Genomic DNA, 17,226 nt, shown 5'->3' with positions numbered 1-17,226 from the left:
ATGGAACTCTTTTTACAACAAACGGTCAATGCCTTCGCCCTTGGCGGCACCTATGCGCTTTTGGCGCTAGGTCTGGCAGTGGTCTTCTCCATTATGGGCCTGATCAACTTTGCCCATGGCGAATTGATGACCATTGCGGGCTATGTGCTCATGTATTGCGGCTTGGCGGGCATCTCATTTGTTTTTGCCGTGCCGCTCGCCCTTCTCGCTTCCACCTTTGCCGCGGTGTTGATGGAGCGCGTGGCCTTCAGACCCGTGCGCAACAGTTCGGGGGCGACCATGCTGGTCACCTCGTTTGCCGTGGCGATGATTTTGCAGGTGATATTCCAGAACTTCATTTCCGTGCGCTCGCAACCGGTTTTGTTGCCCGAAGCCCTGTCCGGCAGCATCACCATTGGTGGCTTGGTGATCGGCGTCAACAAACTGGTCGCCATCATTTCAACCGTCATCATGCTGATCTTTTTGGATCGCTTTTTGTCTAAGCAGAAATATGGCATCGCCATGCGCGCTGCCGCTGAAGACTTTGCGGTTGCCCGGCTTATGGGCATTCGCGCCAACACGGTGATTGCCGGGGCGTTTGCCATTTCCGGGCTTTTGGCTGGTGTGGCCGCCATCCTATGGGTCAGCCAGCGGGCATCAGTTGATCCGCTTATGGGCTTTACCCCCGTGCTCAAGGCTTTTATCGCCGCCATTTTGGGCGGGTTGGGCAGCTTGCGCGGCGCAGTAGCAGGCGGATTTTTGCTCGGCTTTATCGAGATTTATCTCGCGGCCTTCCTGCCGCCTGCATTGCAAGAATTTAGAGACCCGATCGGCCTTGGCCTTGTGGTGCTGGTGTTGCTGATGCGCCCCAATGGCCTCTTGCCTGCCGCCTCGTTGAAAGCCGAAAAAGTCTAGGAGACGCAAAATGAGTTTGAACAGACATGCTCAGCGTCTTTTGACAGACGCTGACCCGAACCCCATTGACTTTTTTAACCCCGAAGGCGACGCCGATATATTGTTGGTGTGCGAACATGCGGGGCAAAAAGTGCCGGAAAAGCTGTTTGGCTTGCAGCTCTCCAACAGCGATATGGACAAGCATATCGGCTGGGATATTGGCGCGGCGGCCGTCACCCGGGAAATGGCCAAATTGCTCAATGCCCCGGCGATCTTGCAGCGCTATAGCCGTTTGGTGGTGGATTGCAATCGCCCGCCCGAGGCACCAGATGCCATGCCGGAAGTCGCCGACAATATACCGATCCCTGGCAATCAGAATTTAGATCGTACGGCGCGCCAACAACGCATTGATGAGATTTTTTGGCCCTTTCACCATGCGGTCGAAGCGGCGATCCACTCGAAGCGCTTTCGCTTGGTGTTGTCCATTCACAGCTTCACGCCGCAATTGGGCGATGAAGCGCGGCCATGGCCCCTCGCTTTTCTCTATCGCGGCGATGTGGCAACGCCGACCAAACTGGCCAGCTTTATTCATCAAGAACAACCAGACCTCGCCATTGGCATGAATGAGCCTTATCAAATTGATGATGAAAGCGACTGGTTTGTGCCGCAGCACGGCGAAACCAACAATATTCCTCATTCTTTGATTGAAATCCGCAATGATCAAATTGAAGATACTGAGGGGCAAAACCGCTGGGCCATGCAATTGGCCAAGGCCACCACACAATTATTGGAAACAAAACTATGACCATCTTGTCACGCAATATTCCCTTGGAACCGGCTCAATCAGGGCTTTTGTTTATCGATGTGCAAAACTTTGCGGCCAAACGAAATGGCGGCGAGTTTAAAGATATGAGCGATGATGAGTTTGAAAAAGAACATGGTTGGTTCTTTGAGCAGATGGAAAGCCATGTTGTGCCCAACATGCAAAAGCTTCAAGCTGGCTTTCGCGCGAAGAACATCGAGGTGCTTTATACCACCATTGAAAGCCTGACCCTTGATGGGCGCGACCGTTCGCTTGATTATAAAATCACCGGCTTCAATGTGCCCAAAGGCTCTTGGGACGGCAAAGTGATTGACGAATTGGCCCCTACCGACGACGAAATTGTGTTCCCCAAATCTTCGTCTTCAGTGTTTGTGTCCACCCACATTGATTATGTGTTGCGCAATTTGGGCGTCAAACAATTGGTCATCTCCGGCATCATCACCGATCAATGTGTGGAAAGCGCCATTCGCGATGCGTGCGATTTGGGCTATCTGGTCACGCAGGTGACCGACGCGTGCGCCACCTATACGCCAGAGCGTCACGCCAACTCGCTCAACACCATCAAAGGCTATTGTCGGCAGGTCACAACGGATGACTTGTTAAAAGAAATAGGGGCCTAACCGCCCCGACATTTCTCAATTGATTGTGCTTTATCGATTAGGTTTATTGAGGCTTATGGTCTGCTGGGTTAGTATTTGCCCATATTGATTTGCGGACCACTGCCTCAAGCGGCTGGCTCTGAAATCGATGTCTAGTACTCTTGGGCCGTTCCGGCCCCTATTTTTTGGGAAATTCTGATCGACATGAATCAAGCGCCTTCTGAACTTGTGCATGGAATTTATCAATCGCTGGTAGATGGTGGCAGTTGGCCGGAATTGGTGCTTGGGCTGGCCGATCATGTGGACCGCACGGCCACCGCCGAACAGATTGCCGCCCAGAATAAGGAATTGCTGGATCATTTTGATCGGGCAGATGTGTTAAACACACAATTGGTCGGCCCGGAAATGGCAGGTCGGCGGGTGCAGGACACGCTGGGGCAAGCCGGGCCAGATATTCAATTGATAGATGACGACGGCACCGTGGTTTACAACACGGATGGGGCAAGCGGTCAGCAAGCAACCCAAAATGTGCGTACGCGGTTGGCCCGTTGTGTTGCCAAAAACACGGTCGAGAGTTGGCTGGAATCCACCGACGGTCACCCGCACATCTACATTCTAGTGCCCCGCACGCAAACGCAGCAATTGGACATCGCCAGCCCGGCCCATCATGTGTTGCTGTCGCGCGCGGTCGACTTAACCAATGTGGTCCATCGATTTGCCGCGCAACATGATTTAAGCGGAGCTGAAACGCAGTTGCTGATCGCTTTTTTGCGCACAACTGATTTGCGGCAGGCGGCGGCGGCGCTCAACATCACCTATGAAACTAGCCGCAAATATCTCAAGTCCATCTTCTCCAAATCCGGGCAGAGCTCACAGGCAAAGCTGATCCGCGCTTTGTTGTTGAATCCGCTCATGCTGTTGCCAACCCCGACACAACCCACCGAGCCGGTGCGCGCCTTGCGGCGCTTTGCGCTGTTGCCCAATGGGCGTACCTATCGTTATTTCACTTTGGGGCCGGAGTCGGGGCGGCCGATCTTTTATATCGATGGGATCCGCGGCGGCACATTGGATTGCCTCGGTCATTACAATGAGGTGTCGGCCCAGCTTAAACAAATGAATTTGCGCTTGATCGCAAACAGCCAGGCCTATTCAACCCGCCCAAAGCCGGGAGCCATCTGGACAGACTTTGCGCAACTTGCAGAGGATGTCGGGCAACTTTTTGCAGAATTGGGGTTTTCGCAACTGCCCGTCCTGACCCATGGCTATGGTGCCCACACGGCCCTTGGCATCGCACATGCGCGGCCTGACCTGTTCCCCCATATGATGCTGGTGTCACCCAGCAATCCAGAATTTAAACACAACAATTGGCGCGAGATGGACTTCTCCTACCACCTCATACATGTGGTGGCGCGCAAATGGCCGCAACTTTTGGAACGGGTTTTGCCGCTCTTATCTCGATCGATGCGCAAAGACATTGATGGGTTTAATGCTAAAACAGCGCGATTGGCGAAGTGCGCGCACGAGAGAGCCATTTTCACCTGCCCGCTTTTCTTAGAACGGTCGCGGCGCTTGATGGATGTGTTTGATGATGCAGAAATTGAGCACTTCATTGAAGAGATTAAACTCCACGCCCGACCCAGATTGTTCGATCTTGGTGCCATCCAAACGCCAATCACGCTCTTTCATGGCAAAGAGGACCAACATGCGCCGTTGGCCGGGGCACGGCAATTGGCCAGCCAATTGCCAAATGCAACATTGCATGAATTGCCCGGCATGGGACATCACCATATGTTGGCCGAATGGGACTGGATGATGCCGCTGGCGCTTGACCCGCCGACGCAGTCTTTCAATCCGCCTCCGGCCTCTCGGCGCGGGTCATTACTGGCGGCACCCAACCCAGAATAGTTTATTCGCCAATAGGTCCCAAATGGGGATTGTTGGCTTCGGATGGGCATGAAACATCTCATTCAACGTGCTGGTTTTCGCGCGCAATCAATGCAGCGCCGATTAAGCAAATTGGATGGGGAAAATGTTGAAACTTCGATCAAGGTCAAAGCTGGCCGGACGTTTCTTTTTGGGCGCGGCAACCGCGTTGTTGCTTTCAAATGTGGCCATGGCGACATCTGTAACCAGCATCACGACCAGCAGCGCCCAAAACGCAACAGGCACCTCCGGCACCGCCTGTACGGATGCTGAAGTCAGTCTGCAATACACACTCCAAACCACAACAAACGATCGGACAGACGGGGGGGCATTGCCCTATGACTATTCTGTTCTGCGTATTATTGATGCGGACAATAATGTTATTGCCAGCCTTGGCCTTGCTTACGAGTACCCAAGGGCGTCGATACAATACGGCTTTCCCGTTCGTATCGGCACCTCCACCAATTCCACAGACAGCGTGGTTGCGCCCACAAAACGCCCTTTCCGGGTCCAGATAGTTGAAAGTACAACCTCCACAAACAGCCCGCCTTATGCGGCCAACGGAGCGGTACTCTTTACCTCAGCCAGTTTTGATCCCTATGACCCAGTGTCCGATCCCAATTATGATGCTTCCGGTTGTAAGAACGTATCTGGTGGCTACACTGGCGATACCACACCACCAGTTCTCACCGTGCCGTCAAATTTCAGTGTCAACACTGATCCCGGTGCCGACACGGCCGTGGTGACCTACACAGCGCCAACCGCCAATGACAATATTGATGGTGCGGTGACCCCAACGCGCACCGCAGGTCTCGCATCCGGCGCAACATTTCCTTTGGGCGACACGATTATAACCTACCGCGCGGAAGATGCCGCCGGCAATTCTACCACCGATAGCTTTACCGTCACCGTGGTTGACAATGAAGCCCCAGTGGTGAGTGTCCCTTTGCTTGTTACCGCAAATACAGGCCCGACTGCCAATACCGGGACCCCATATTTTAGCACCTCGGCAAACGACAATGTTGATGGTTCAATTCCAACAACCATCACCACATCTCCGACCACAGGTCTAAACGCTGGGGATGCTTTCCCGGTCGGCACCACAACGGTCACCGCCACCGCAACAGATAGCGCTGGCAATGTGGGCTCCAACAGCTTTAGCGTCGTTGTAACTGATAATGGCCCACCCGTCGTCACCGTGCCCTCAGACATTGTGGTCTCAGTTGATCCTGGCGAGGCCGATGCTGTCGTGAGCTTCAGCACCAGCGCAACGGATAATGTTGATGGCTCCTTGACCCCGACCATTTCCTCATCCCCGACCACGGGCTTAGATTCAGGCGACGCCTTTCCTGTCGGTACCACGACCATGTCGGTGCGAGCAGAAGATGCCGCGGGCAACGTGACCACAGATACTTTTGATATTACGGTGAATGACAATGAGATTCCTGACATCACCGTGCCAGCTGATATCACGACCACAACTGATCCGGGTTTAGACACGGCTATTGTTAATTTCACCGTAAGTGCGGTGGACATTGTCGACGGCTCGATCACGCCCACCATCACCACGTCGCCAACGACAGGGCTCAGTTCAGGCTCCCCCTATCCAATCGGCACCACCACCGTTTCAGTTCGCGCAGAAGATGCGGCGGGCAATTCTGATACAAAGCAATTTACCATCACTGTTGGCGATGGTGAGAACCCCGTGTTCACCTCAACCCAAAGCAATATCAATATTGATATTCCTTTTGATGAGAGCTCTGCGATCGTGACTTATCCCACGCCAACCGCCACAGATAATTCCGGCAGCGTCACTGTTGCGCGGACAAGTGGGTTGGCCTCTGGCAGCGCCTTCCCAGTTGGCACAACAACAATCACCCATCGGGCGGAAGATGCGGCAGGCAACTTTGTCGACCAAAGTTTTAATGTGATCGTGGCCCGCATTCCGCCAGGTACACTTGAGGTGCGCGTAAATTCGAGTGCGGACGGCGATATTGTCCTCTCCTCATCGGCCGCTGCATTCAATCAAACCATCAACGTAACTGGCGGTTCCGGCACAACTGGCCAGATGTTGGTGCGCCCCGGCAGCTATGCAGCAACTTACGCCTTGCCCGCTGGCTTTGTCCTCACCAGCTCAAGCTGCGATAGCGCTGACGGGCAAGTGCTTCCAAGCCTAAATGAAGTTCAGGTTGATCTTGTGTCCGGCCAAAATATTGTCTGCACGCTCACCATGGTCAACAGTGCTGCTGACACATCTGAGCAAGTGCAAAATTTCATCGATGGCCGCGCGCGCCAGATTGTGGGTAACCAACCCCGCCAAAGCCGTCGCTTGGCCAGAGTCCAAGGCACAACGCCACAGCCCGGGGGCCTGAATGTCCTGGGGTATCAGGCACCAAATTCCGGCCATCTGCCCGTTGGCGTCAGCGTCGCCAATGATGCGATTGAGGTGAACTATCCCACTTCACAAGAAGAAGGATTGGCAAAGGAGTGGGACGCCTGGGCAGAGGCAACCTTCAGCCGTTTCGAAACGGATTTTGATGAAGGCAGCTTTGCCACCTTGCATATGGGCGTTGACTATTTGATCACCCCAACTAGCATTTTGGGCATTGGCGCTTCCATTGATTACACCCATGCGGATGTGATCGGCAGCACGGCTTACACCAACGGTTTGGGCTTTATGGTCGGTCCCTATTATACAGGCGAGATCAGCGAAAATCTTTATCTCGACATCAGTGCAAAACTTGGTCGTTCCTATAACAATATCGCAACGGTCGGGACCACCGAAGATCAGTTCGGCGCCACCCGCGGCCTGTTCAACGCGTCTTTGTTTGGTGAAGTCGAATTGGACCAGCTCACTGTGCGACCCGATATTAGTCTCAATTATTTCTACGAGCGCACTGATGCATTTGTGAACAGTTTTGGCGTTTCCATTGCAGAACAAGAAACACGGTTGGGCGATCTGACATTCGGCACCACCTTCGCTTGGTCGCAGCCCTTGGACAATAATTGGACCATGACCCCCTATGTCACTCTGGATGGTATTTGGACCTTTGACTCTGCCGCTGCAAATGGGGCCAGCACCATAGGCGAGCAATTGCGTGCCAAAACGGAATTTGGCTTCACGCTAAAAGGTGATGCCAATCAGTCGCTTGATTTCAGCCTTGCCTATGACGGCATTGGTGACCCCAATTATCGCGCCCTCAGTGCCAAGTTTGGGCTTTCGGTCGGGTTCTAACCAAGCGTTGCCAACAATTTCAGCCCGCAGGCAAATTTTGGTCCCAAATGGGGATTGTTGCAGTTTAGCAGGCGTGGAACATCTCATCTTACAAGCCAATTTCTCCAAGCAGTTACGACTGCTTGATTGCTTTTTGACGCCTGTATTGATGGGAACCGAATTTGAAACGCCTACTTCATTCCTTCGCCTTAACTGCACTTGTTCTGCTCGCATCGAATGTATTTGCGATCCAAGCCAATGCACAGGATACAACGCCGCCCAGGGTTCAATCCATCACTCTTTATGATCCGATTTCACCCTATTCAACAAATAACGTCTTCACATGGGAAGTCACATTTACAGAAGCTGTGACCGGTGTGGATGTGGCAGACACCAGAGTACACGTATATGGTGCGCTTTCGAATTCCATGACTGGCTCAATGACACAAGTGTCGCCCAGCGTTTATCGATTTACCCGCACCGTTCCTTTCGCATCCCATACGGTTGATGGCGAGGTGAGAATGGTCGTCAGTCCCACTCACTCGGTCACCGACTTGGCGGGTAATCCGATGGTAGATGATACGGTGATCAACGGCGAGCAATCAACTTACTATTATGATGTTAACCCGCCTGACGTGACACTTTCAACGTCCTTATCCTTACCAACAGATGCTTCAACAGTTCCCATAGAAATCGACTTTGATGAAACCGTAAGTGACTTTGAATTTCCGGCTATTCAGTTGGGCGGCACAGCCGCTTATGTCATTGACTTTGGCGGTAGCCAAGCCAACTATTGGGCCCATGTGCTTTTGAGCGGCGAAGGGCCATTTTCAATCAGCATACGGGCCGATGGAGCAGTTGATTTAGCTGGAAACACCAATAATGCGTCGCATGTTTTATCGGGCGTGAGAGACCTAACGGCGCCGGTCATAAATGTTCCCACACAAATCATTCAATCGACGGATCCCGGTCAAGACACGGCTACTGTGACCTTCCCGCACAGTGCCAATGATGCCGTTGACGGTCCGGTAGCGACTACTGTCAGCACGTCCCCCACAACAGGTTTGGAGTCCGGCGATGCATTTCCACTCGGCACCACCACTGTAACCGTTCGTGCGGAAGATACCGTGGGAAATGTGAGCACGGAAAGTTTTGACATTACAATCGTTGATACTGAGTTGCCGGTCGTTACGTCCATATCTGACATTGTGACCACAACCGACCCTGGCGAAGATACAGCAGTTGTTACGTTCAGTGTAGGCGCGACTGACAATGTGGATGGCGTCCTTCCTGTCACTATTACAACATCGCCGACTACTGGATTGGATTCAGGGTCTGCATTTCCTATCGGCACAACTCAAGTGCAGGCATACGCTGAAGACTCGGTCGGAAATTCCTTCACCGAGTTGTTCAAAGTTACAGTCAATGATGATGAAAATCCCGTATTCACTTCAACCCAGAGCGATATCACTATAGATGTCCCCTTTAATGAGAATTCTGCGATTGTCACCTATCCAATGCCGACCGCGACAGATAACTCTGGCAGCGTCACGATAACGCGTACGAGCGGCCTTGCATCCGGCAGTGCCTTCCCCGTCGGCACGACTACAGTTACCCATCAAGCGGAGGATGATGCTGGCAATAAAGTGCTACAAAGCTTCAATGTGATTGTTGGGAACACGCCGCCAGCCACACTTGAATTTGAGATTAACTCAAATGCCGATGGCAATGTTTCTCTGTCCTCTTCGGAACCAAACCTCAATCATATGATCAATGTGACAGGTGGGTATGGCAGCACAGGTCAATTCCATATACACCCCAGCACCTATTCAGCAAATTATGTCCCGTCTACGGGTTTCGTAATCACCAATGCAAGCTGTGACAATCCAGCAGTGCAGATTGACCTAAGGACAAAGACAATCGCACTCAATTTGGCCTCTGGGCAGACCATTGTTTGTACACTCTCCATGTCCGATAGTGCTGGCGAAACCGCCAAGCAAGTGCAAAATTTCATCGATGGCCGCGCGCGCCAGATTGTGGGGAACCAGCCTCGCCAAAGCCGTCGCTTGGCCAGAGTCCAAGGCACCGCACCACAACCCGGTGGATTGAATGTCTTGGGTTATAAAGCGCCGGATTCAGGCCATCTGCCCGTTGGCGTCAGTGTCGCCAATGATGCGATTGAGGTGAACTATCCCACTTCACAGGATGAAGGGTTGGCAAAGGAATGGGATGCTTGGGCAGAGGCGACCTTCAGCCGTTTCGAAACGGATTTTGATGAAGGTAGCTTTGCCACCTTGCATATGGGCGTTGATTATCTGATGACCCCAACAAGCATTTTGGGCATTGGCACTTCCATTGATTACACCCATGCGGATGTGTTCGGCAGCACGGCTTACACCAACGGTTTGGGCTTTATGGTCGGTCCATACTATACGGGCGAGATCAGCGAGAATCTTTATCTCGACATCAGTGCAAAACTTGGTCGTTCCTATAACAATATCGCAACGGTCGGCACCGCAGAAGATCAGTTCGGCGCCAGCCGCGGCCTGCTCAATGCGTCTTTGTTTGGTGAAGTCGAATTGGACCAGCTCACCGTGCGGCCCGACATTAGCCTCAACTATTTCTACGAGCGCACCGATGCGTTTGTGAACAGTTTTGGCGTTTCCATCGCAGAACAAGAAACACGGTTGGGCGATCTGACATTCGGCACCACCTTCGCTTGGGCGCAGCCCTTGGACAATAATTGGACCATGACCCCCTATGTCACACTGGATGGTATTTGGACCTTTGACTCTGCCGCCGCAAACGCGGCCAGCACCATAGGCGAGCAATTGCGTGCCAAAACGGAATTTGGCGTCACGCTAAATGGTTATGCCAATCAGACGCTTGATTTCAGCCTTGCCTATGACGGCATTGGTGACCCAAATTATCGCGCGCTCAGCGCCAAGTTTGGGCTGTCCGTCGGGTTTTAGGGGCAGCAGCTTTTGCCCGCTTGAATTGGTGGGCAAGGCACGGTGCCGTAAGAACAATAAACGCAGCAATCGCCAGGCTTTGGCTTTAATAGCATATGGCAGCTTTTGCATTCATAAAACCATTGGCACGCGTCTGTTGGCATGGTCTCGGTCTCTGCATGTCCACATGCCGGGCACGTCAATTTGGACTGTGTGTTTACGTCCTGCTGCGGCGTTTTCAATATTTATCTCCTGTTTTGTATGTAACCAATAAGGATGCGCGCGAAGGGATCATTCTTCATCTGCCAACAAAAGCTCGGATTCATATCCGGCATTTTTTGTGGCCAATAAAATATCGTCCAAGCTTGTTGCCGTGTCCTCAAACACAACAACCGCCTGCCGCAAATCGGCATCGGCCGACACCGAAACAATGCCATCAAGACGCGATATCGCGCCCTTCACGATAAAGGGGCAGCTGGCGCAATACATGCCGGGCACAGAAAGAGTGACCTTCTGCTCGGCCGCGAAGCTGCTCCCCACGCCGGACACCAAAAGGCCAGTGCCGAGAATAAGCAATTTCTTCATCGAATATCTCCAATCTATCAGGCAAGAATTAGGGGCACGATCCACGGCCAAAAGAATGACACCAGCACCAAAATCGTTGCCAGAACGAGCCCTGTCAGCACCAAATAATTTGGCAAAGGGCGTGCGCAAACCTCATCGGCATCACAAGCAGGTTTGGGCCTAAAGACCTGCCAATAGCCATATCCCAAAAGACCAAGGGCGATCAGGATGAAAACGGGTTTATAGGGTTCAAGCGCGGTCAGATTGCCGATCCATGCGCCGCTCACCCCAAGGCTGAACAATAGGAGCGGTACAATGCAGCAGCTCGACGCACCGATGGCCGCCAACAGGCCAGCCAATGTTGCGACACCAGCTTTTGATGTCCCGGGCGCCCGCGTTGCATCATTCAAATGCGAGGTCTGCTCAGCCATGCTGTGTCATTCTCCGACCTGCTTTGAGGGTTGAAAATTCGCCAATCAACGGGATGGATATTGAACACATCATCCGGTCCATCTCGGTGACCTCAGTTCAGTATCGGGGCTATCCCGTTGATCGTTCCGCTCAGCGAATTCTATGTCGACGACGGCGGAGCAAATGGCTGATCAGGTGCAGGCGGCATTCCAAACCCGTCTTGCGGTCCGTCACACTATTCAATCCATTGCTCAACAGATCGTCATTTGTACAAGTCTACGATCTGTAGTAACTACAGATGCAAGAGAAAAATGCTGCAAGGTTGCGTGATGACCGAAAAATCCTATTCCATCGGCACGGCCTCAACGATCACAGCCGTGAATATTGAGACCATTCGCTATTATGAACGCATTGGGTTGCTGCCGGCGCCAGACCGGACACCCGGAGGTAATCGGCAATATGCCAAGGCGCATCTAAAGCGCATTGGATTTGTCAAAAGGGCGCGCAGCTTGGGCTTTTCCATTGAACAAATTCGCTCGCTGCTCACCATGACCGACCAACAAGCCCTCTCGTGCGCTCAAGTCAGCGAGATGACCGCCGACCACCTTGTACACGTGCGAGAGAAGATCGCGGATTTACAAAAGCTCGAGAAAACCTTGGCCGACTTAGATGGACAATGTCGCCAAAACAAATCGGACGTTTGCCCTGTAATTGAAGACCTGTTCGGAACGGTTTAGCCCCCTGCCCGACGGCCCGCACGGTCTGGGTTTGCCGCGCATCCAACATTTCGTTGCACGAAATTCTGTACACAGCCTGCACAAAAAATCTTGACAGCATTTTTTCACTATGCTTGTTTGTCGGACAAACGTATAAACAGATGAAGACAAACACATGGCCTTGACCCCAAAATCAACATCAGCTGCGGCGACATCAGGTTCAGCCTCGCAGTTTTTGCGCCCGATCAAGCGGCGCACCCGCGATGTGGAGGTTTTGGAAGCCCTGGCCGAAATGATCGAGCAGGCGGACCTGAAAGAGGGCGATAAACTGCCCACCGAAACCGAGCTGGCCGCGCGCTTGCAGGTGGGTCGCTCCACCGTGCGTGAAGCGCTAAAGGTTTGGGAAAATCTGGGCATCGTGGAACGCCGCACCAGTGCGGGCACCATTTTGGCCATGGATATTGTGCCCAACTCGGTGCATGTGCCCGTGGTATTGCAATTTGAAGCCGAAGGGCTGTTGCGGACGCAGCAGGTGCGGCGGGCGTTGGAAAAAGAAGTGGTGCATTTGGCAGCGCTGCATGCCAATGAAAAGGATCGCGCGGCCATTCAATCCACATTGGACACATTGCTTGATGTGGTGGATAAGGGGCTGCCCTGGCGGCAAGCCGATGCCAATTTTCACCGCGCCATTTATGCCGCGTCGGGCAACCCGCTTTTCTCGCAACTAATCGAGCAGGTGCACGGCGCCTTTCACCAGCATTATATTGAGCCATTTATGGATGATAGCTATGGCTTGCCCTCCATTCCTTTGCATAAGCCTTTGGCCGCGGCGGTGATCGCGGGCGATGCCCCGGCCGCTGTGAAGGCCATGGAGGAAATTTTGGACAGCACAGAACAGCAAACCAAAGAATTGCTGGGCTGAGTTTTGGCGGCCCCATCAGGTCGCCTCATTTTTGCAACGTCAGTACAACGATGTATGTCGTGAGTACAACGTTAAACTAGAGGTTTTCCGGCATCGCCGGAAATGCGAAGTGCCACACAATTGTGGTGCAACTTAAAGGGAGGAAATAGTGAAGCACCTATTTCGTACAGTGGCCACAAGCGCCATTCTTGCAGCAACTTTGTCTGCAGGCACCGCTTTGGCTGAAACAAAACTTAAACTTGTTGAAGTGATCACAAGTCCAGCTCGGACCGAGACACTCAACACATTGGTTTCTGAATATGAAGCCAACAATCCTGATGTGGATGTGGAAATCATCTCATTGCCTTGGGGCGAAGCGTTTGAAAAGCTTTCAACCATGGTTGCAGGCGGCGAAGTGCCTGACGTGGTGGAAATGCCTGATGCGTGGTTGGCTCTTTATGCTGGCAACGACATGTTGCTCAGCCTTGAAGACGCAATCTCTAATTGGGAGCATGGCGACACGCTGGCGCAAAAAACACTGGATATGGCCCGTTTGGCTGAAGGCGAAGCCTACACCATTCCTTACGGCTTTTATCTGCGCGCGATGTTCTACAACAAGAAATTGTTGGCAGAAGCAGGCGTTGATGGCCCGCCACACACCATGGAAGAATTCATGGAAGCCTCGCGCAAGGTCTCTGAATTGCCCGGCAAATCAGGCTACTGCCTACGCGGTGGCGGCGGCGGTTTGAACGCTTGGATCATGTATGCGGCCACCATGAATGGCTCTAACGAGTTCTTCACGGAAGAAGGCGAAAGCCGTCTTAATGAGCCAGGTTCAATCGAAGGCCTTCAGTTCCTGATCGATATGTACCAAAAAGAATATGCACCATATGCCAGCGTGAACTGGGGCTTCAACGAGATCGTTGCAGGCTTCTATTCCGGCACATGTGCCTTCTTGGACCAAGATCCAGACGCGCTGATTTCGGTTGCTGAACGTATGGACCCAGAAGATTTTGCTGTGACACCAATGCCAGTTGGCCCATCAGGCAAAGCCTTCCCAACCATCGGTTTTGCCGGTTGGTCTGTGTTCAACACCACAGAACATCAGCAAGAAGCGGTTGATCTGGTGCAGCACTTGTCTTCACCTGAAGCCAACCTCACTTGGACCAAGCAAGTTGGTGTGATCCCAATTCACGAAGGCGCAGAGCAAGATTCTCACTTCGCCACACCACAATATAAAGGCTGGTTCGACACCCTCAATGGTGAAGAATATATCCCAACCATCATGCCCGTATATTTGAAAAAATTCGGCGTGTTCAAAGAGTTGGCGATCTCTTCTAGCCAAGAGGCCCTGTTGGGCGAACGCACCGCTGAGGATTTGGCCGAAGAATGGGCAACATTCCTCACAACTGAATATAAAGCATGGAAAGCCGCACAATGACGATGGCGCTCCCTACCTCCCCCGGCAAAGGCCGGGGGAGACCCCTCAAAAAACTTCATTGGTTGGTTGAGCCTTACCTCTATCTGTCCCCAGCCATTATCCTGATCGCATTGGTGATGCTGGTCCCCTTGGTGGTGGGCATTTCCTATGCGTTCCAATCAATCTCGTTGCTCAACCCGTTTGAAACCGGTTGGGTTGGCTTTGCCAATTTCGAGAAATTGTGGGCGGATCGACTGTTCTGGAAGGCCTTGACCAACACATTTTGGTGGACCCTGGGCTCTCTCTTCTTCCAATTCTTCCTTGGTCTCGGCTTGGCCTTGCTGCTCAACCGTCCCTTTGCGGGCCGTGGTTTGGTGCAAGCATTGGTGTTCTTGCCTTGGGCTGTGCCGGCCTTCTTGTCCGGCCTGAATTGGGCATGGTTGTTCAACCCCATCATTGGCCCCATTCCCCATTGGCTGGCGGCGATCGGCATTATGGATGAGCCACAAAATATCCTGGCCAATCCAAAAATGGCCCTTTGGGGTCCCATCGTTGCCAATATCTGGTTTGGTATTCCGTTTTTCGCCATCACCCTTTTGGCGGCGCTGCAATCGATCCCGCGCGATCTTTATGAAGCAGCCTCCATCGACGGGGCTAGCGTGTGGCAAAGCTTTACCAAAATCACTGTGCCGTTTTTGGCACCCACCATTGCCATTACAGTGATGTTGCGCACCATCTGGATCGCAAACTTCGCTGACCTGATTTACATCATGACTGGTGGCGGGCCCGCAAATTCAACGCACATCATCTCGTCCTACATTTTCACGACCGCGTTCCGAAGGCTCGACTTTGCTTATGCCTCAACCCTCGCCATCGCTTTGCTGGTGCTGTTGTTGGCCTATGCCATGTTGATTTTGCAAATGCGCAAACACCTTGTGAAAGGAATATAAAATGGCAAGTCGCACTTCGTTTTCAGTTGCGGGCACCCTGCGCTATGCGGCCATTATCCTATATGTCCTGTTTGCGCTGTTCCCCATCTATTGGCTGGTGAAAATCGCCATCACGCCGGATCGGTTGATCTACACAGAAGGCACCCATATTTGGCCCTCCACATTCACCTTGGACAATTTCACCTCGGTGCTGTTTTTGACAGACTTTCTGGTCTATTTCAAAAACTCAATGATTGTGAGTTTGGGCACGGCCTTCTTCACCACATTGGTGGCAACGGCCGCAGGCTATGCCTTCTCGCGGTTTCACTTTCGCGGCAAAGCGATCATTATCGCGCTGATGCTCATCACCCAGATGTTCCCTCTCTTGATGATCATCGCACCGATTTACAAGATCATGGCGGGCTTGCGTCTTTTGGACAGTCTGACCGGTTTGATCATTGTGTACACCGCGTTCAACGTGCCGTTTGCCACCTTCTTGATGCAGGGCTTTTTCGACGGCATCCCCAAAGATTTGGAAGAAGCCGCGATGATTGACGGCTGCACCCGGTTTGAAGCGCTGCGCAAGGTGATCTTTCCGCTCACCCTGCCCGGCTTGGCCGCCACATTGGGCTTCATCTTCACCGCGGCGTGGAGCGAGCTCTTGTTCGCGCTGATGCTCATCAACTCTGATGACAAGATGACCTTCCCTGTGGGGCTGAAAACCTTCGTTTCCAAATTTGCAGTGGACTGGGGTCAAATGATGGCCGCGGGCACCCTCGCCCTCATCCCAAGCTGCATCTTCTTTATTCTTATCCAGCGGTTCCTGGTCCAAGGCTTGACCGCAGGCGCTGTGAAAGGCTGATTATGACTGCGATAACTCTCAACAGCATCAATAAAAGCTTTGGGCCGGTGCACGTGCTCAAAGACATTTCTCTTGAATTCAACAAAGGCGAATTTGTCGTGCTTGTTGGTCCATCAGGCTGTGGCAAATCCACTTTGTTGCGCATGATTGCCGGGTTGGAACCGGTCAGTTCTGGCGATTTGATTTTTGGCGAAACCCGCGTCAACGATCTTGAGCCGCGCGAGCGTGATATTGCGATGGTGTTCCAATCCTACGCGCTTTATCCGCACATGAATGTGGAGCGCAATTTGGGCTTTAGCCTTGAGTTGCGCAAACGCGATGCGGCGGAAAAGCAAAAACGCACCTCCCACGCAGCAAGCATTTTGGGATTGGACAAACTGTTGGATCGTTTTCCAAAAGCCTTGTCCGGCGGGCAACGCCAACGGGTGGCCATGGGCCGTGCCATTGTGCGTGATCCGCAAATCTTTTTGTTCGACGAACCCTTGTCCAACTTGGATGCGGCCTTGCGCATTGAAATGCGGATTGAGATCGCCAAGCTGCACCAGCGCTTGGGCACCACCATGGTCTATGTGACCCACGACCAGGTCGAAGCCATGACATTGGCTGACCGCATTGTGGTGATGAATGCGGGTAATGTCGAACAAGTGGGCACCCCACTCGATCTTTACAGCAATCCGGCCAATTTGTTTGTGGCAGGCTTTTTGGGCTCCCCCAAAATGAACTTTGTGTCCCATGATGACCCGGCGCTGAGTTTGCCCAAAGCGCTGACACACCCAGAGGCCAAAACCTATGGCATTCGACCGGAGCATATTCAGGTGACCGCGCCGGACGACAACGCGCATCTGATCGGCACCATTGATGTGGTGGAACGGTTGGGGTCAGACACGATCTTTTACATCAATCACGGGGCCAAACAGCCTTTTGTTGTCCGCGTGCCGGGCATCGATCGCACGGCCCTGGGCGAAAAAATCGGCTGCATCTTCCAGCCAGATGATCTGCACCGTTTTGACGCTGACGGCCAATCCATTTCGGAGAAATAG

The 17,226-nt window shown here is 52.7% G+C and carries 15 protein-coding genes; 12 read left to right on the top strand and 3 right to left on the bottom strand.

The features are described 5' to 3' along the window. The 6 genes from MXMO3_RS18210 to MXMO3_RS18185 all read left to right on the top strand — a co-directional run bounded on the left by MXMO3_RS18210 (position 1) and on the right by MXMO3_RS18185 (position 10,404). Positions 1-894 carry a branched-chain amino acid ABC transporter permease gene (locus MXMO3_RS18210; RefSeq protein WP_027836176.1) on the top strand — a complete coding sequence of 298 codons (894 nt, stop codon included), beginning with the start codon at positions 1-3 and terminating at the stop codon, positions 892-894. A gap of 10 nt (positions 895-904) precedes the next feature. Next, the gene (locus MXMO3_RS18205; RefSeq protein ID WP_027836177.1) at positions 905-1,678 is read left to right on the top strand and encodes an N-formylglutamate amidohydrolase; all 774 of its coding nucleotides are present in this window, start codon (positions 905-907) and stop codon (positions 1,676-1,678) included. Beyond that, on the top strand, positions 1,675-2,316 hold the full coding sequence (locus MXMO3_RS18200) for a cysteine hydrolase family protein (protein WP_117397121.1): 642 nt from the start codon (positions 1,675-1,677) through the stop codon (positions 2,314-2,316). The genes MXMO3_RS18205 and MXMO3_RS18200 overlap by 4 nt, the downstream gene beginning before the upstream one ends. 183 nt (positions 2,317-2,499) lie before the next feature. Beyond that, positions 2,500-4,200, top strand: coding sequence for a bifunctional helix-turn-helix transcriptional regulator/alpha/beta hydrolase (locus MXMO3_RS18195; protein WP_117397120.1), 1,701 nt, complete (start codon positions 2,500-2,502; stop codon positions 4,198-4,200). A 124-nt stretch (positions 4,201-4,324) separates the two neighbouring features. Continuing rightward, on the top strand, positions 4,325-7,453 hold the full coding sequence (locus MXMO3_RS18190) for an HYR domain-containing protein (RefSeq protein ID WP_162889377.1): 3,129 nt from the start codon (positions 4,325-4,327) through the stop codon (positions 7,451-7,453). A 161-nt stretch (positions 7,454-7,614) separates the two neighbouring features. Further along, positions 7,615-10,404, top strand: coding sequence for an HYR domain-containing protein (locus MXMO3_RS18185; RefSeq protein ID WP_117397118.1), 2,790 nt, complete (start codon positions 7,615-7,617; stop codon positions 10,402-10,404). On the opposite strand, the gene MXMO3_RS19055 is transcribed toward MXMO3_RS18185, so the two are convergent. The 3 genes from MXMO3_RS19055 to MXMO3_RS18170 are packed head-to-tail and all read right to left on the bottom strand — an operon-like array spanning position 10,401 to position 11,378. Beyond that, positions 10,401-10,625, bottom strand: a complete 225-nt coding sequence (locus tag MXMO3_RS19055; RefSeq protein ID WP_117397117.1) for a GDCCVxC domain-containing (seleno)protein — start codon at positions 10,623-10,625, stop codon at positions 10,401-10,403. The genes MXMO3_RS18185 and MXMO3_RS19055 overlap by 4 nt on opposite strands. Before the next feature lie 49 nt (positions 10,626-10,674). Then, complete coding sequence (locus MXMO3_RS18175; protein WP_117397116.1) at positions 10,675-10,968, bottom strand: cation transporter; 294 nt, start codon at positions 10,966-10,968, stop codon at positions 10,675-10,677. Positions 10,969-10,985: 17 nt separating this feature from the next. Further along, a complete protein-coding gene (locus tag MXMO3_RS18170) occupies positions 10,986-11,378 on the bottom strand; it encodes a mercuric transporter MerT family protein (RefSeq protein ID WP_117397115.1) in 393 nt (130 codons plus the stop codon). A gap of 309 nt (positions 11,379-11,687) precedes the next feature. Between MXMO3_RS18170 and MXMO3_RS18165 the strand changes: the two genes are divergently transcribed. The 6 genes from MXMO3_RS18165 (at position 11,688) to MXMO3_RS18140 (ending at position 17,226) form a co-directional block, all read left to right on the top strand. Beyond that, positions 11,688-12,095 carry a MerR family transcriptional regulator gene (locus MXMO3_RS18165; protein WP_117397170.1) on the top strand — a complete coding sequence of 136 codons (408 nt, stop codon included), beginning with the start codon at positions 11,688-11,690 and terminating at the stop codon, positions 12,093-12,095. 154 nt (positions 12,096-12,249) lie between these two features. Continuing rightward, a complete protein-coding gene (locus tag MXMO3_RS18160) occupies positions 12,250-12,996 on the top strand; it encodes a FadR/GntR family transcriptional regulator (protein ID WP_051214122.1) in 747 nt (248 codons plus the stop codon). 148 nt (positions 12,997-13,144) lie between these two features. After that, the gene (locus tag MXMO3_RS18155; RefSeq protein ID WP_117397114.1) at positions 13,145-14,416 is read left to right on the top strand and encodes an ABC transporter substrate-binding protein; all 1,272 of its coding nucleotides are present in this window, start codon (positions 13,145-13,147) and stop codon (positions 14,414-14,416) included. Continuing rightward, entirely contained in the window at positions 14,413-15,345 is a 933-nt protein-coding gene (locus MXMO3_RS18150) for a carbohydrate ABC transporter permease (protein ID WP_027836187.1), read from the top strand. The genes MXMO3_RS18155 and MXMO3_RS18150 overlap by 4 nt, the downstream gene beginning before the upstream one ends. A gap of 1 nt (position 15,346) precedes the next feature. Continuing rightward, on the top strand, positions 15,347-16,186 hold the full coding sequence (locus MXMO3_RS18145) for a carbohydrate ABC transporter permease (RefSeq protein WP_027836188.1): 840 nt from the start codon (positions 15,347-15,349) through the stop codon (positions 16,184-16,186). Between the two features lie 2 nt (positions 16,187-16,188). Then, on the top strand, positions 16,189-17,226 hold the full coding sequence (locus MXMO3_RS18140; RefSeq protein ID WP_117397113.1) for an ABC transporter ATP-binding protein: 1,038 nt from the start codon (positions 16,189-16,191) through the stop codon (positions 17,224-17,226).

It is taken from the genome of Maritalea myrionectae, from assembly GCF_003433515.1.
GTDB lineage: Bacteria > Pseudomonadota > Alphaproteobacteria > Rhizobiales > Devosiaceae > Maritalea > Maritalea myrionectae.
Note: the sequence above shows the minus strand (reverse complement) of the source record. Positions and strands in the feature narration are given on the sequence as shown.

Bases quoted from the DNA above. Each gene is read 5' to 3' on its own strand.
- MXMO3_RS18205 (WP_027836177.1), top strand. From the start codon at position 905: ATGAGTTTGAACAGACATGCTCAGCGTCTTTTGACAGACGCTGACCCG.
- MXMO3_RS18200 (WP_117397121.1), top strand. From the start codon at position 1,675: ATGACCATCTTGTCACGCAATATTCCCTTGGAACCGGCTCAATCAGGG.
- MXMO3_RS18160 (WP_051214122.1), top strand. From the start codon at position 12,250: ATGGCCTTGACCCCAAAATCAACATCAGCTGCGGCGACATCAGGTTCA.
- MXMO3_RS18190 (WP_162889377.1), top strand. From the start codon at position 4,325: ATGTTGAAACTTCGATCAAGGTCAAAGCTGGCCGGACGTTTCTTTTTG.
- MXMO3_RS18175 (WP_117397116.1), bottom strand. From the start codon at position 10,968: ATGAAGAAATTGCTTATTCTCGGCACTGGCCTTTTGGTGTCCGGCGTG.
- MXMO3_RS18140 (WP_117397113.1), top strand. From the start codon at position 16,189: ATGACTGCGATAACTCTCAACAGCATCAATAAAAGCTTTGGGCCGGTG.
- MXMO3_RS18150 (WP_027836187.1), top strand. From the start codon at position 14,413: ATGACGATGGCGCTCCCTACCTCCCCCGGCAAAGGCCGGGGGAGACCC.
- MXMO3_RS18210 (WP_027836176.1), top strand. From the start codon at position 1: ATGGAACTCTTTTTACAACAAACGGTCAATGCCTTCGCCCTTGGCGGC.
- MXMO3_RS18195 (WP_117397120.1), top strand. From the start codon at position 2,500: ATGAATCAAGCGCCTTCTGAACTTGTGCATGGAATTTATCAATCGCTG.
- MXMO3_RS18145 (WP_027836188.1), top strand. From the start codon at position 15,347: ATGGCAAGTCGCACTTCGTTTTCAGTTGCGGGCACCCTGCGCTATGCG.
- MXMO3_RS18165 (WP_117397170.1), top strand. From the start codon at position 11,688: ATGACCGAAAAATCCTATTCCATCGGCACGGCCTCAACGATCACAGCC.
- MXMO3_RS18170 (WP_117397115.1), bottom strand. From the start codon at position 11,378: ATGGCTGAGCAGACCTCGCATTTGAATGATGCAACGCGGGCGCCCGGG.